Origin of the sequence: Streptomyces sp. 3211.6, assembly GCF_003634815.1 — a bacterium.
In the GTDB taxonomy this organism is placed as follows: Bacteria; Actinomycetota; Actinomycetes; order Streptomycetales; family Streptomycetaceae; genus Streptomyces; species Streptomyces katrae_A.
The window spans coordinates 3591627-3605685 of the sequence record NZ_RBXC01000001.1 but is presented as its reverse complement, the minus strand read 5'-3'; the positions used below and the strand labels follow the sequence as shown (position 1 = coordinate 3605685).

At 73.0% G+C, this 14059-nt stretch carries 17 protein-coding genes; 9 read left to right on the top strand and 8 right to left on the bottom strand.

All coding sequences use genetic code 11. The annotated features are described in order from the left end of the window. The first annotated feature begins 39 nt into the window (after positions 1 to 39). From BX286_RS16475 to BX286_RS16440, 8 genes are all read left to right on the top strand, one after another. Positions 40 to 870: a redox-sensing transcriptional repressor Rex gene (locus tag BX286_RS16475; RefSeq protein ID WP_079427908.1), complete on the top strand. Its 831-nt coding sequence runs from the start codon at positions 40 to 42 to the stop codon at positions 868 to 870. Continuing rightward, complete coding sequence (locus BX286_RS16470; protein ID WP_121015319.1) at positions 867 to 2672, top strand: glutamyl-tRNA reductase; 1806 nt, start codon at positions 867 to 869, stop codon at positions 2670 to 2672. The genes BX286_RS16475 and BX286_RS16470 overlap by 4 nt, the downstream gene beginning before the upstream one ends. After that, positions 2669 to 3625 carry a hydroxymethylbilane synthase gene (gene hemC, locus BX286_RS16465; RefSeq protein ID WP_079427904.1) on the top strand — a complete coding sequence of 319 codons (957 nt, stop codon included), beginning with the start codon at positions 2669 to 2671 and terminating at the stop codon, positions 3623 to 3625. Before BX286_RS16470 ends, hemC begins: the two co-directional genes overlap by 4 nt. Further along, complete coding sequence (locus BX286_RS16460) at positions 3622 to 5292, top strand: uroporphyrinogen-III synthase (RefSeq protein WP_079427902.1); 1671 nt, start codon at positions 3622 to 3624, stop codon at positions 5290 to 5292. The genes hemC and BX286_RS16460 overlap by 4 nt, the downstream gene beginning before the upstream one ends. Before the next feature lie 156 nt (positions 5293 to 5448). Beyond that, a complete protein-coding gene (locus BX286_RS16455) occupies positions 5449 to 5805 on the top strand; it encodes a hypothetical protein (protein ID WP_079427900.1) in 357 nt (118 codons plus the stop codon). Positions 5806 to 5862: 57 nt separating this feature from the next. Next, positions 5863 to 6864 (top strand): porphobilinogen synthase, encoded by a 1002-nt coding sequence (gene hemB, locus BX286_RS16450; RefSeq protein WP_079427898.1) that lies wholly within the window; start codon positions 5863 to 5865, stop codon positions 6862 to 6864. A 136-nt stretch (positions 6865 to 7000) separates the two neighbouring features. Further along, positions 7001 to 7486 (top strand): carboxymuconolactone decarboxylase family protein, encoded by a 486-nt coding sequence (locus BX286_RS16445; RefSeq protein WP_079427896.1) that lies wholly within the window; start codon positions 7001 to 7003, stop codon positions 7484 to 7486. A gap of 57 nt (positions 7487 to 7543) precedes the next feature. Next, positions 7544 to 7816: a DUF1876 domain-containing protein gene (locus BX286_RS16440; RefSeq protein ID WP_079427894.1), complete on the top strand. Its 273-nt coding sequence runs from the start codon at positions 7544 to 7546 to the stop codon at positions 7814 to 7816. On the opposite strand, the gene BX286_RS16435 is transcribed toward BX286_RS16440, so the two are convergent. Continuing rightward, a complete protein-coding gene (locus tag BX286_RS16435; RefSeq protein WP_079427892.1) occupies positions 7806 to 7982 on the bottom strand; it encodes a DUF397 domain-containing protein in 177 nt (58 codons plus the stop codon). The genes BX286_RS16440 and BX286_RS16435 overlap by 11 nt on opposite strands. Further along, positions 7979 to 8803: a Scr1 family TA system antitoxin-like transcriptional regulator gene (locus tag BX286_RS16430; protein ID WP_079427891.1), complete on the bottom strand. Its 825-nt coding sequence runs from the start codon at positions 8801 to 8803 to the stop codon at positions 7979 to 7981. The genes BX286_RS16435 and BX286_RS16430 overlap by 4 nt, the downstream gene beginning before the upstream one ends. A gap of 140 nt (positions 8804 to 8943) precedes the next feature. Between BX286_RS16430 and BX286_RS16425 the strand changes: the two genes are divergently transcribed. Beyond that, positions 8944 to 9324 (top strand): ATP-binding protein, encoded by a 381-nt coding sequence (locus tag BX286_RS16425; RefSeq protein ID WP_079427889.1) that lies wholly within the window; start codon positions 8944 to 8946, stop codon positions 9322 to 9324. Between the two features lie 81 nt (positions 9325 to 9405). Here BX286_RS16425 and BX286_RS16420 read toward each other — a convergent pair whose 3' ends face one another. The 6 genes from BX286_RS16420 to BX286_RS16395 all read right to left on the bottom strand — a co-directional run bounded on the left by BX286_RS16420 (position 9406) and on the right by BX286_RS16395 (position 14044). Continuing rightward, entirely contained in the window at positions 9406 to 10203 is a 798-nt protein-coding gene (locus BX286_RS16420) for a VOC family protein (protein ID WP_079431783.1), read from the bottom strand. Positions 10204 to 10320: 117 nt separating this feature from the next. Beyond that, positions 10321 to 10752 carry a hypothetical protein gene (locus tag BX286_RS16415; protein WP_261993441.1) on the bottom strand — a complete coding sequence of 144 codons (432 nt, stop codon included), beginning with the start codon at positions 10750 to 10752 and terminating at the stop codon, positions 10321 to 10323. Next, positions 10749 to 11261 (bottom strand): RNA polymerase sigma factor, encoded by a 513-nt coding sequence (locus BX286_RS16410; RefSeq protein WP_121015315.1) that lies wholly within the window; start codon positions 11259 to 11261, stop codon positions 10749 to 10751. The genes BX286_RS16415 and BX286_RS16410 overlap by 4 nt, the downstream gene beginning before the upstream one ends. Further along, the gene (locus BX286_RS16405) at positions 11258 to 11692 is read right to left on the bottom strand and encodes a DUF3995 domain-containing protein (RefSeq protein ID WP_121015313.1); all 435 of its coding nucleotides are present in this window, start codon (positions 11690 to 11692) and stop codon (positions 11258 to 11260) included. The genes BX286_RS16410 and BX286_RS16405 overlap by 4 nt, the downstream gene beginning before the upstream one ends. A gap of 196 nt (positions 11693 to 11888) precedes the next feature. Continuing rightward, positions 11889 to 12428, bottom strand: a complete 540-nt coding sequence (locus BX286_RS16400; protein ID WP_187344150.1) for a hypothetical protein — start codon at positions 12426 to 12428, stop codon at positions 11889 to 11891. Between the two features lie 71 nt (positions 12429 to 12499). Continuing rightward, complete coding sequence (locus tag BX286_RS16395; RefSeq protein WP_079427880.1) at positions 12500 to 14044, bottom strand: alkaline phosphatase; 1545 nt, start codon at positions 14042 to 14044, stop codon at positions 12500 to 12502. Between the last annotated feature and the right edge of the window lie 15 nt (positions 14045 to 14059).

Sequence of the window (14059 nt, the reverse complement as noted above, 5' to 3'; positions counted from 1 at the left end):
CGAGGCCGCCTGCAGCCCCGCTCATCCCGCAGGAGCATCGTGGCAACTGGCCGAACTCACCGACCGGCGACCCGCAGCCGAGGTATTCCCGAGGCCACTGTCGCCCGGCTTCCGCTGTACCTGCGCGCGCTCACCGCGCTCTCCGAGCGATCGGTGCCCACGGTGTCCTCCGAGGAGCTCGCGGCCGCCGCCGGAGTCAACTCCGCGAAGCTGCGCAAGGACTTCTCCTACCTCGGCTCCTACGGGACGCGGGGCGTGGGCTACGACGTCGAGTACCTCGTCTACCAGATCTCCCGCGAGCTCGGGCTGACCCAGGACTGGCCCGTCGTCATCGTCGGCATCGGCAACCTCGGCGCCGCCCTGGCCAACTACGGCGGTTTCGCCTCCCGCGGGTTCCGCGTGGCCGCGCTGATCGACGCCGATCCGGCGATGGCCGGGAAGCCGGTGGCGGGCATGCCCGTGCAGCACACCGACGACCTGGAGAAGATCATCGAGGAGAACGGCGTCTCCATCGGGGTCATCGCGACCCCGGCGGGCGCCGCGCAGCAGGTCAGCGAGCGGCTGATCGCGGCGGGGGTCACCTCCATCCTGAACTTCGCGCCCACCGTGCTGTCCGTGCCGGACGGGGTGGACGTGCGGAAGGTCGACCTGTCGATCGAGCTGCAGATCCTCGCGTTCCACGAGCAGCGCAAGGCCGGCGAGGAGACCGGCGGCGGTGCCGCCGAGGGCGTCGGCGCGCCCGCCGAGGGCGGTGCCGGCGGGACCGGCGCCGCTCCGGCCGCGGCCGTCGAGCCGCCGGCCGGGCGGGGCGCGGCCTCCGCGCGCAAGGGCGGCCCCGAGGGCGACGTCCCGGCGGTGATGCCGGCATGAGTCTGCTCGTCGTTGGCCTGAGCCACCGCAGCGCGCCGGTGAGCGTGCTGGAGCGGGCCTCGCTGTCCGCCGACGCCAAGGTCAAGCTGCTGCACGACACCCTGGCCGCCGAGCCGGCGGCCGAGGCGACCGTGCTGGCCACGTGCAACCGGATCGAGCTGTACGCCGACGTGGACAAGTTCCACGCCGGTGTCGCCGAGCTGTCCACGCTGCTGGCCCAGCACAGCGGGGTCGCGCTGGAGGAGCTCACCCCCTACCTGTACGTCCACTACGAGGACCGGGCGGTGCACCACCTGTTCTCGGTGGCGTGCGGGCTGGACTCGATGGTGGTCGGCGAGGGACAGATCCTCGGGCAGATCAAGGACGCCCTGGCGCTGGGGCAGGAGCTCCACACCGCCGGGCGGCTGATCAACGACCTCTTCCAGCAGGCGCTGCGGGTCGGCAAGCGGGCGCACTCCGAGACCGGGATCGACCGGGCCGGGCAGTCGCTGGTGACCTTCGGCCTGGAGCAGCTGGCCGTGCGCGAGCCGGTCGCGGACTGGGCCGCGGGCAAGCGGGCGCTGGTGATCGGCGCCGGGTCGATGTCCTCGCTGGCCGCCGCGACGCTGGCGCGGGTCGGGGTCGCGGAGATCGCCGTCGCGAACCGGACCGCGGAGCGGGCGGAACGTCTCGCGGAGATCCTGGTTGCCTCGGGCACCGGTGTGGGGGCGCGGGCCGTTCCGATGTCCGCCGTCGCGGATGAGCTGGCGCTCGCGGACGTGGTGGTGTCCTGTACCGGGGCCACGGGGCTGGTGCTGACCGGTGACGATGTCGCGGCCGCGGTCTCGGGTGGCCCTGGGGGGCATTCCCCCACCCCGCCCCTTCTCCCCCAGCTACCGCTGGGGGGACCCCCAGAAACCGGGGCTGCGCCCCGGACCCCCTCCCAGGGCTCCGCCCCGGACCCCGTGGCCGGGGCTGCGCCCCAGGCCTCCTGGGGGCTCCGCCCCCAGACCCCAGCGCCTCAATCGCCGGCGGGGCTTGATCTGGCCGATGCCGATGTTCTGGCGCGGCTCGTCGCCGCTGCTGAAGGCGGGCAGCGGCGGCTCGCCGATGCCGGGGCCGCTCGGACCATCGTGCCTGCCGCGCCCGCTGAGGACGTGTGTCCCGTCGGGGACGGGCGGTCCGCGCTCGCCGGGGTGGACGCCAGTTCGCTGGAGCTGCACGGGGCCTGGGCCGATCAGGGCGAGGCCGCCGCGCAGCGGCAGCCCCGGCGGGGGACCCGCAGCCACGCCGACGGGGCCGTCCCCGTGCGGCTCGCCCTGCTAGACCTGGCCATGCCGCGGGACATCGACGCCGCCGTGCACCGGATCCCGGGCGTGCGGCTCGTGGACATCGAGAGCCTGGCCGAAGCGAGCGCGGACGCGCCCATGGCCGCCGACGTCGACGCCGTGAAGGCGATCGTGGCCGAAGAGGTCGCGGCCTTCGGGGCGGCGCAGCGGGCCGCGCACATCACCCCCACCGTCGTCGCCCTGCGGGCGATGGCCGCCGAGGTCGTCGCCATGGAGGTGGCACGTCTCGACGGGCGGGTACCCGACCTCGACGAACGCCAGCGCGCGGAGGTCACCCAGACCGTGCGCCGCGTCGTCGACAAGCTCCTGCACGCGCCGACCGTGCGCGTGAAGCAGCTCGCGAGCGAGCCCGGCGGCGCCGGGTACGCCGAGGCGCTGCGTGAACTCTTCGACCTCGACCCTCAGACGGTGGCATCCGTCAGCCGGGCGGACGCGGCCGATCCGAAGAACGACGACCCAGGACGGGCATCATGAACTCACGTCCCGACCAGCCCCTCCGGCTTGGCACGCGGCGCAGCAAGCTGGCCATGTCCCAGTCCGGGCACGTCGCCGAGGCGGTCCGGGCGGTCACCGGCCGGCCCGTGGAGCTCGTGGAGATCACGACGTACGGCGACGTGTCCCGTGAGAACCTCGCGCAGATCGGCGGAACCGGCGTGTTCGTCACCGCGCTGCGCGACGCCCTGGTGCGCGGTGAGGTCGACTTCGCCGTGCACTCGCTGAAGGACCTGCCGACCACGCAGCCCGACGAGCTGGTCATCGCGGCCATGCCGCAGCGGGAGGACCCGCGCGACGCCCTCGTGGCGCGCGACGGGCTGACCTTCGAGCAGCTGCCGGACGGGGCCCGGGTCGGTACCGGCTCGCCGCGCCGGATGGCGCAGCTGAACGCGTACGCGAGGAACCTGGGCAAGTCCGTCGAGTGCGTGGCCATCCGGGGGAACGTCGACACCCGGATCCAGTTCGTGCGCGACGGGGAGCTCGACGCGGTCGTGCTCGCCGCCGCCGGCCTGAACCGCATCGGCCGCGGTGACGAGGCGACCGACCTGCTGTCGGTCGACAACGTGCTGCCCGCGCCCGGCCAGGGAGCCCTGGCCGTGGAGTGCCTGGCGTCCGACACGGAGCTGATCGCCGCGCTCGCTCAGCTGGACGACCCGTACACCCGGGCCGCGGTGACCGCGGAGCGAGCCCTGCTCGCGGCCCTGGAGGCCGGCTGCAGCGCGCCCGTGGGCGCCCTCGCCGACGGCCAGACTGTCAATGAAATGCGCCTGCGTGGTGTCGTCGGGACCCTCGACGGTTCCACGCTGGTGCAGCTGTCCACCACCGGTCCCGTGCCCCAGTCGTACGACGAGGCCATGGCGCTCGGCCGCGAACTCGCGGACGAGATGCTGGCCAAGGGCGCGGCCGGTCTGATGGGGGAGCGATCCCTTTGAACCCCTCAAGCCCCACCACCTCCGCATTCCCGGCCGTCGCGGTCCAAGGGCTCGTCACCTTCCTGGGTGCCGGCCCCGGCGACCCGGGTCTGCTGACGCTGCGCGCCGTGGAGGCGCTCGGCGCCGCGGACGTGCTGATCGCCGAGCCCGAGGTGCTCGACGTCGTACGGACCCACGCGCGTGCGGGCGTCGACACGCCGCAGCTGACGGTGGCTGACGAGAAGTCAGCCGCCGCCGGGGTCCCGGTGATCCGCGACGCCGCCAATCTTGTCATGGAGGCCGCGCGGTCCGGCAGGCGGGTCGTCCGTGCCGTCACCGGCGACCCGGGGCTCGACGGGAACGCCGCCGCCGAGATGCTGGCCTGCGCGAACGAGGGCATCCCCTTCGAGGTCGTCCCCGGTGTCGCGACCGCCGTCGGCGTGCCCGCGTACGCGGGTGTGCCGCTGCGCGGCGACAAGGGCGCCGACGTGCGCTTCGTGGACGCCAAGCACGCCTCGCCGCGCTGCTGGGCCGAGGTGGGCGCCGGCGAGGGCGGCGTCGTGGTCGTCTCCGCCACGCTGGAGACGGTCGCCGCGGCGGCCGCCGAGCTGGTGTCGGCCGGGCGCAAGCCCGAGACCCCGCTGACGGTGACCGTGGGCGGTACGACGACCCGGCAGCGGACCTGGACCGCGACCCTGGGCACCATCGCCCAGGTGTTCAAGCAGGGCAAGGTGCTCCCCTCCCCCGAGGGCTCCCGCCCGGTCATAGCCGTGGTCGGCGAGCAGGGCGCCGCCGCGCGCCGCGAGGAGCTGGCCTGGTTCGAGTCGAAGCCGCTGTTCGGCTGGCGGGTGCTCGTGCCGCGCACCAAGGAGCAGGCCGCTTCGCTCTCCGACCAGCTGCGTTCGTACGGCGCCGTGCCGCACGAGGTGCCGACCATCGCCGTGGAGCCGCCGCGTACCCCGCAGCAGATGGAGCGGGCGGTCAAGGGCCTGGTCACCGGCCGCTACGAGTGGATCGCCTTCACCTCGGTGAACGCCGTCAAGGCGGTGCGGGAGAAGTTCGAGGAGTACGGGCTCGACGCGCGTGCCTTCGCGGGCATCAAGGTCGCCGCCGTCGGCGAGCAGACCGCGGCCGCGCTGGTGGAGTTCGGTGTGAAGCCGGACCTGGTGCCCAGCGGTGAGCAGTCGGCCGCCGGTCTGCTGGAGGACTGGCCGCCGTACGACCCGGTCTTCGACCCGATCGACCGCGTGTTCCTGCCGCGCGCCGACATCGCCACCGAGACGCTGGTGGCCGGCCTGATAGAGCTGGGCTGGGAGGTGGACGACGTCACCGCCTACCGGACCGTGCGCGCCTCGCCGCCGCCGGCGGACACCCGTGAGGCGATCAAGGGCGGCGGCTTCGACGCCGTTCTCTTCACGTCGTCCTCGACCGTCCGCAACCTGGTCGGCATCGCGGGCAAGCCGCACAACGTGACGGTCATCGCCTGTATCGGGCCGGCGACGGCCAAGACGGCGGAGGAACACGGCCTGCGCGTGGACGTGCTGTCGCCGGAGCCGAGCGTGGGCAAGCTGGCGGAGGCGCTGGCCGCGTACGGGGAGGCCCGCCGGGAGGCGGCCAAGGAGGCCGGCGAGACCGTGGCCCGGCCGAGCGAGCGCCGTCCGGGCGCGCGTCGCCGCCGTACGACGTGAGCGCCTTAGCGGCGTTAGCCGCAGCGGTGGCGGGAGGGGCCCGGGTGCGTAGAGCGCCCGGGCCCCTTCGGCGTACCGGGTACCCAGGCGGGGCTGAGTAGCGGGTTGAGTAGCCGTGCGGATCCGGTCGGGGCGCGGGTGCGGTGGGGTGGGGGCATGACCGAGAACCCCCTCACCACGGACGCCCCGGCCCGCTGGGCCTTCGTGGCACCGCTGGTCTCCACGCTGGTGACGCTGCCGGCGGCCCTGCTGGCGCTGTTCTTCGCGGGGATGTCGCCGATGGCCTGCGACTCCTGTGACACGCAGGCCGCGCACGCCTTCGACGCGAGCTTCCGGATCGCCTGGCCGGTGTTCATGGCCGGGCTCGTGGGAGTCCTGGTGCTGCTGGTGTGGTGCTGGGCGCTGCCGTGGCGGGTGCGCAACACGGCCCGGCGGGTGGGGCTGGCGTTCGCCGCGCCGGGTCTGGTCGTGCTGGACACGGTCGTCTTCTCGGCGCTGGTCGACTGGCCGTAGGGGACAGCCAATAGGCTGGGGGCGACTGCTGTCGATGCTCGAAGAGGCGACTAGAAGATGAGCGCGTACGGATCCTTCCCCGGCTCGCGGCCCCGGCGGCTGCGCACCACCCCGGCGATGCGGCGGATGGTGGCCGAGTACCGGCTGCACCCCTCGGACCTGATCCTGCCGGCGTTCGTCCGGGAGGGCATCAGCGAGCCCCTGCCGATCTCGGCGATGCCGGGCGTGGTGCAGCACACCCGGGACACGCTGCGGAAGGCCGCGGTGGAGGCCGTCGAAGCGGGCGTGGCGGGGATCATGCTCTTCGGCGTCCCGGCGGACGAGAACAAGGACGCGCTGGGCACGGCGGGCACCGAGCCGGACGGCATCCTCCAGCTGGCGATCCGCGACGTGCGGTCCGAGGTCGGCGACGACCTGGTGATCATGTCGGACCTGTGTCTGGACGAGTACACCGACCACGGCCACTGCGGGGTCCTGGACGAGAACGGCCGCGTCGACAACGACGCGACGCTGGAGCGGTACGCGGAGATGGCCCAGGTCCAGGCCGACGCGGGCGTCCACGTCGTGGGCCCGAGCGGCATGATGGACGGCCAGGTCGGCGTGATCCGCGACGCGCTGGACGAGACGGGCCACGAGGACGTGTCGATCCTCGCCTACACCGCCAAGTACTCCTCCGCCTTCTACGGTCCCTTCCGCGAGGCCGTCGCCTCCTCCCTCCAGGGCGACCGCAAGACCTACCAGCAGGACCCGGCGAACGCCCGCGAGTCCCTGCGGGAGCTGGCCCTGGACCTGGAGGAGGGCGCCGACATGGTGATGGTCAAGCCGGCCGGCCCCTACCTGGACATCCTGCACCGGGTCGCGGAGGCCGTGGACGTGCCGGTGGCGGCGTACCAGATCAGCGGCGAGTACGCGATGATCGAGGCGGCCGCGGAGAAGGGCTGGATCGAGCGCGACCGGGCGATCATGGAGACCCTGCTGGGCATCAAGCGGGCGGGTGCCGACACGATCCTGACGTACTGGGCGACCGAGGTCGCGGGCCGGCTGCGCAACGAGCGCTGACCTCCGGCGGTGGGGGGCGGTCGGTGCGACGGCCCCCCGCCCGGATTTTTTCCGCCCGGGCTGTCACATTCGCCTCGCGGGACGGGTCAGTGCAGTGAGAACGACACGCTGACACTGACGAAAGAAGAGGCCGGCCATGACCGAGACCCACCGCTCCCGCCTGTCCAACCCCGTGAAGACGCTGCCCGACCTCGGCGCGCTGACCGGGATGATGTTCAAGGTGATCGGCAACGGCACGGTCCCGCAGTCCACGATCTCCCTGGTGCACCTGCGGGCGGGCCAGATCGTCGCCAACACCTACCTGACGACGATGCACACCGACGCCCTGCGCGCCGCCGGCGAGACCGAGCAGCGCATCACCGCCGTCTCCTCCTGGGTGGACGCCCTGTGCTTCACCCCGGCCGAGCGGGCGGCCCTCGCCCTGGTCGAGGCCGTCCTGACGGCCCCGGCCGCCGGCACCGAGCGGGTCTCGGACGAGGTGTTCGCGGAGGCGGCGGAGCACTACGACGAGAAGGCCCTGACGACGCTCGTCCTCGCGATCAGCCAGGTCAACTTCTTCATCCCGCTCGCCCTGATCGGCAAGCCGCTGCCGGGCCAGGCCCCCTCCGAGCAGTGGACCTGATGCGCGGGGGCGCCGCCGGGTGCACCCTGGAATTCAGCGGCCACGGAGGTGATCGCCATGAAGGATGCCGTCGGATGGCATGTGGAAATGGAGTTCCAGGAGGACAACAAGCGCACACGGGCGGCGGCCCTCGTCCGGCTCCCGGACGGGAACGAGGTCCGCGGGCACGGGTACGCCAGCCGTCACCCCAGTGACGGTAATCAGGCCCGGGTCGGCGAGGAGATCGCGGCGGCCCGCGCGCTGAACGATCTGAAGGAACAGTTGCTCACCAAGGCGCACGGGGAGATCGACGAGGCGTCGGGACGCACGTCGTACCCGATCACCCGCTGACCCAGCCGGTGAGCGCCGCCCAGCTGGCGGGGGCAAGGTCGAGGACGGGACCGTCCTCGACCTTGCTGTCCCGGACGTGGATGGTGGTGGGGGTGGTGGCGACCTCGACGCACGCGTCGCCGTCACCCCCGCTGTAGCTGGATTTGATCCACTTCAAGTTGCTCATAGGTCTCCTAGCAGGCGGTCCAACAGGCCCTGTGTCTCGACGGTGTTGAGGGCCTGAGTCCGCAGCATCGCATATCGCCGAGCCATGATGCTGACCTCGGCGGGGTCCGAGATGAGCCTGCTGCCACGCTGACTCTCCGAGTACCCGAAGTGCTGGTGTGAGGGGGTCTCCACGAGGATGAAGGGGCCGTCGAGCGCCGCGTGGGCGGGCTGGCCCAGTGGCATCACCTGGATGGAGACGTCAGGGAGTTGCGAGCATGCGAGCAAGTGGCGCAGCTGTTCCCGGTGCACCTCAAGTCCGCCGATGCGGTGGCGGACGGCGGGTTCCCAGATGACGAAGCTGAGGGTCGGCGGTGTCTTGCGGTGCAGGATCTCCTGGCGTGCCATGCGGCGGGCGGTGAGATCCTCGACCGTCTTCGGGGGGTGCGCCGGGACTCGGCATGTGAAGAGGGCCCGGGCGTAGCCCTCCGTTTGAAGCAGCCCCGGCACGCGCTGGCCTTCGTACCAGGAGAGGGCGATGGCCGCCCGCTCCAGGGCCAGATATTCCTCGGCCCACGGAGGTGTCGTGTCGACGGCGGGGAGTTCGAGTGCTGCCACGGTCAGCAGGCCCGGCAGAGCCAGGTGGAAGTCCAGCAGCTCGGCGACGTTCGGCATGAGGGTGCGCCGACCTTGTTCGATGGAGCCGATCGTCTCCTCGTCCACCTTGATCAGGTCGGCGAGCTGCTTCTGGGTCAGGTTCTTGGCGAACCGGGCGGTGGCTACCTGCTTGCCGACCATCTTCATGGTCGTCGCATTGGGCCGCGGGCGCTTCTTGGGTGGCATGCCGATGAACTCCCCGCCTTCGGACGTGGATTATCCCCGGCCGACCCGTACTCATGGCAGAGTACGGGTCGGCGCTCTGTAGCAGCCTAGTCACGCCGCGCGACCATCGTCCGGTGGATCTAAATACTCAACCCGGGCTGATGCGGGAGCGGTTGTTCCCCCGGGCCTACCAGACGGTCTCCTCCGCACGGGACTTCGCGCGCGAGACGCTCGACGCGTGGGGGCTCCCGGACCGGCGGGACGACGTCGTGCTCTGTGTCAGCGAGCTGGCGACCAACGCCCTGCGGTACGGGGTTCCGCTGGGGCGGTCGTACCGGGTGCGGCTGCTGAACTTCGGGTGCTGCCTGCGCGTCGAGGTGCACGACAGCGGGCCCGGGCGGTCGCGGATGCTGGGGCGGGCCCCGGGGAGCGGGCTGCGGATCGTGGAGGCCGTTTCCGACCTGTGGGGGGTGCTGCCCCGCTCGCCGGGGAAGGTCGTCTGGGCCGAGTTCCGCTCCGACGGCTGTTGGCCGCGCCCGTGAAGGGGGCGAGTGATACGCCCGCTGACGCCGCCGGGAACCGGCGGCCCCGCTCGTCGCCGAGCGGGGCCGGGGCGGCGGTCGTCAGGCCGGCTGTTCCTGCATCGAGGCCGTGATGACGGAGAACGCGCCGCCCTGGGGGTCGGCCAGGACGGCCATGCGGCCCGCCGCCATGTCGAAGGCCGGGGCCAGGACCGTGCCGCCGGCGCGGACGGCGGCCGCCTGGATCTCGTCCACGCTGTCCACGTGGAAGTACGGCTGCCAGTGCGGCGGCACGCCCGGCGGGAGCTTGCTCAGGTCCATCATTCCGCCCACCGCGCGGCCGGCGACCTGGAACTCGATGTACTCCTCGGCGCCGGGCATCTCGGACCGTGCCGTGGTGACGGGCAGGATCGAGGAGTAGAAGGCCGACGCCCCCGCCAGGTCGGGCGTGGTCAGTTCGTTCCAGATCAGGGCGCCGTGCTCGTTGACGATGCCCGCGCCGTCGAAGGTGCCGGGCTGCCACAGGCCGACGACCGCGCCCGCCGGGTCGGAGATCACGGCCATCCGTCCCAGGTCCATGACGTCCATCGGGCCCATCATGACCGTGCCGCCGGCGTCGGTGACGGACTTGAGGGTGGAGTCGAGGCCGTCGGTGGAGAGGTACGTGGTCCACACGGTGGGTGGCATGGGGTCGGGGACCGTGCCGTCCGGGTTCATCGCCTTCATGATCCCGGCCACCGGCTTGCCCTTGAGGGTGCAGACGGCGTAGCCGCCCGTCTCGGGCGGGCCCACCTCTCCCTGCCAGCCGAAGAGGTCGCCGTAGAAGTCGAGGGCCGCCTGCTGGTCGGGGACCATCAGGTCGATCCAGCAGGGGGTGCCGGGCTTGTAGGGGCCGTTCATGTCGGGCACGGGGGCCTCCGGGGTCTGGGACGGGGGTGGACGGGCCGTCCCCTACCCGTCCCTGCGGGGCGGAACCGGGCCGTCCGGGTGAACCGCCGCCTCCCGGGGGCTGGCCCGCTAGAGCGCCACGCGGGATGCGAGGCGGTGGGCGGCCTTCGTGAGTTCCGGCTTCGTGCCGAAGGGGAGGACCGCCGCGCGGGTGGGGACGCGGACGCCGCCCGTCAGGGCGATCCGGGTGCCGGATCCGTCCGGGGCGGCGGCCAGGCCGACCAGGAGGAAGCGGCTCTGGAGCCAGCACCAGCCCGGGCGGCGGAACCCCCGCAGGTGGGCGCGGAAGCCGTACTTGCTGCGGGCCAGCAGTTCGATCCGGTCGCCGTCGCAGTGCAGGAGTCGGGTGTGCTGGAGGTCGGGGAGGAAGTCCAGGGCGGACATGACCGGCCAGACCTCCTCGAAGGGGGCCGCGAGGGTCCGCTCCACCAGCTGGGCGCCTCGTACGCCCGCCGCCATGACGCGGAGGCGGTGGACGTCGTCGATCTCGTGCGGCGTCATGCGGACCATGCCTTTCGGAAGCTGGAACGGGCCCGGTGCAGGCGGGACTTGGCGGTGCCGGGCGGGATGTCCAGGACGGCCGCCGCGGCCTCCTCGTCCAGGCCCTCCACGTCCCGCAGGACGAGCACCGCCCGGTGGGCGGGGGACAGGCGGGCCAGGACGTCCTCGATGTCGGAGGCCAGGTGGGGGTCGCCCTTGGCGGGGATCTCGGTCAGGTCCGCAGCCGGCCGGGTGCGGGAGGCGCGCTGGGCCGTGCGGACGGACTCGCGGACCGCGATGGCCCGCACCCACCCGTACAGCGCCTCGGGATCGCGCAGCGAGCGCAGGGCGGTGAAGACGGCCAGCAGTGCCTCCTGGGCGGCGTCCGGGCCGTCCGCGAGGGCGATGGGCGTGCAGATCCGGGCGACGTAGGGGGTGAGGTGGTCGAGCAGTTCGTGCAGCGCGAGGGTGTTCCCGGCGCGGGCCGCGCGGGCGAGGGCGATGCCGCGTGCGCGGTCGGCCGGGGTCATCTGGCGCGCGCCAGCCGTGCGGCCGCCCAGCCGAAGCCGAGGCAGGCGGGGGTGTAGACGGCGAGGTTGAGGGTGTGGAAGGGGCTGCCGGGCGGGCTGGGCAGGAGCCCCGCGGCCCAGGCCAGGCCCGCGAGGCCCCGTGTGGCCAGGCCCGCCGCGACCGCGCCGGTGACCGCGCGGGCGGCCCGGCCGCCGCGGCGGCGGGAGTGGGCGAGGACGGCGGCTGCGGCGGTGAGGGTGAGCGCGGCCAGGGGCAGGACGACGGGCGGGGCGAAGGACACCTCCGTGCCCAGGACCGCCAGGGAGAGGGCGCGTTCGCTCGGGGCGGGCCAGGTGGCGCCGGTGGCCCAGTACAGGTGCGCCAGTCCGTCGGCGGCCAGGAGCGCGGCCAGCGCGGCTCCCGTGCGGCGGCGTGCGGTGTCGTCGTCCATGTCGTGTCCCCCTCGGAGTGTCCGTTGGTGCCGGTACATCGAGGAGGCGGCCGGCCGCGGGAACGTTCCCTGTGACTCGCGTCACGTCAGGAGGGGGTCAGTGCAGGACGCGCTTGCCGGCAACGACCGGGGGATGGCCCCGCTCGGTGAGGACCCGGTGCAGGAGCCCCGCCGGCCGGTCACCGCGCTCCAGCGGCTACTCGTTGACCAGGACGGGGATCGACAGGACCGCCGCGGTCGGGGTGCCGGTGAGGTGGTCGGCGGGGACGGTGAAGTCGATGCCGTCGCCGGTGGCGCGGGGGCCCGTGTGGGGCTGTCCGGCGTGGCCCTCCTCGCCCTCCTCCTCGTAGTGGAAGGTGCCCGTGCCCAGGAGGTGGCCCTGGGCGTCGTAGTAGGCGGCGGTGATCTCCAGGGCCAGGGTGTCGCTGACGTCGGAGCTGATGGCGATGTGGCCGGTGACAGACGGGGCCGCGGTGAGGTGGGTGTCCGTCAGCTTCACGCGGTCCGTGAACGGGCCCTGCCCGGTGCGGACCTCGCCCGCGGCCGGCGCCGGGGTGAGGACGGCGGCCGGGGCCGGGGCGCTGCGCGGGGCGGGCAGGGACACCGGGGCGGCGGCCGGGGCCGGGTCCTTGGCGGCGGCGGGGGCTGCGGCGCCCGAGCAGCCGGTGGCCAGCGCGAGGAGGGCGGCCACGGCGGTGGCGGCGGCGGCCGCGCGGGGGAGGTGGGTCAGCGACATCGGGAGTGCTCCTGGGGAAAGACGGCGGCCGGGGCCGGGGGAGTGCGCCCCCGGCCCCGGCCGCCCGGGGATCAGTGCTGCTGCGGAGAGCGGCCGAACAGCGAGCGGTACATCTTGCCGTACAGCTCGGTGTTGATCTGGCTCGCGGCGAAGACGTTGCTGCCCGGGCCGTAGGCGTAGATCGGCACGTCCGCGCCGGTGTGGTTGCCCGACAGGTAGGTCAGCCACAGGCTGGCCTCGGGGCTGCCGTCCTTGACGTCCTTCGGGTCGTCCGGGGTGCGGAAGGTCGCCGGGGCGAAGTTCTTCGTGTCACCGGCGCCCGCGCCGTTGACGATGCCGCTGGAGCGGGCCGGGTCCTTGGCGCCGGAGGCGGTGCGCGAGGGGACGCTGTTGTTGGCGGGGTTGCCGGCGTCCGTGTTCGCCGGGGGCGCCACGGCCTCGGCGTTGGTGTACGTGCCCTTCTCGATGATGTTGAAGCCGGCGCACTCGTGGTCCGCCGTGACGATCACGAGGGTGTGGCCGTCCTTCTTCGCGAACTCGTACGCGGCCTTGACCGCGTCGTCGAACGCCTTGATCTCGTCGAGGGTCTGCGCGGCGTCGTTGGCGTGCGAACGCTTGTCGATCTGGGCGCCCTCGACCTGGAGGAAGAAGCCCTTCTTCGACTTGTGGCGGTCGTACGAGCCGCCCTTGCGGTCGGTCAGCAGCTGGATCGACTTGCGGGTCATGTCCGCGAGCGACGGCTCCTGCTTCTGCGGGGCGTCGGCCGGCAGGGCCGCCTTGTTGTGCTCCACGGTCAGGTTGCCGCGGTTGAACAGGCCGATGACCTTCTTGCCGTTGGCCTTGTCCAGGTCCGCCTTGGTGGCGACCTGCTGGCTGGCGGCCGTCTGTGCGGGCAGCTTCGGGTCGCCGAAGCTGCCGAGGACCTGGTAGCCCTGCGCCTGGAGGGCCTTCTGGTCGTCCGGCTCGAAGCGGGCCAGGCCGCCGCCGAGGATGACGTCGGCGGTGCCGTTGCGGGCGATCTGCTCGGCGATCGGGGTGATCAGCGTCTTGTCGGCCGGGGCCGCCTCGTAGCTGCCGTCGTCCTTCTTCGGCAGGCACGCGGCGTCGGAGTACACCGGGCCCTGGCAGCCGCGCAGCAGCGCGTGGCTGAACTCGGCGGCCGGGGTGGCGTCGGTGACCTCGGCGGTGGAGACGTTGCCCGTGGCGAAGCCGGCCGCGTGGGCCTGCTCCATCAGCGTGGTGACCTTCTTCTCGTACGCGTCCACGCTGATGGCCGCGTTGTAGGTCTTCACGCCGGAGGACCAGGCGGTGGCGGAACTGGCCGAGTCGGTGACCAGGGCGGGCTTCGCGCTGTTCTTCTCGACGGCGTAGGTGGCGACCGCGCCCGTGTTGGGGAGGGTCTCCATGGTGAGCTTGCCGCCGGCACCCATGAACCGGTCACGGGCGGCGGTCACGTGGGTGCGGCCCATTCCGTCACCGAGGAGGTAGATGACGTTCCGGATGTCCTGGTGCGAGTCGCTCTGCTGGGGCGCGGAGTTCGCGGTGACGGCGGTGCCGGCGGCCACGGCGCTGGCGATGGCCAGGACGGTGAGCGTCTTCAACGGTCTGCGGCGCATGTGCGGGAGATCCCC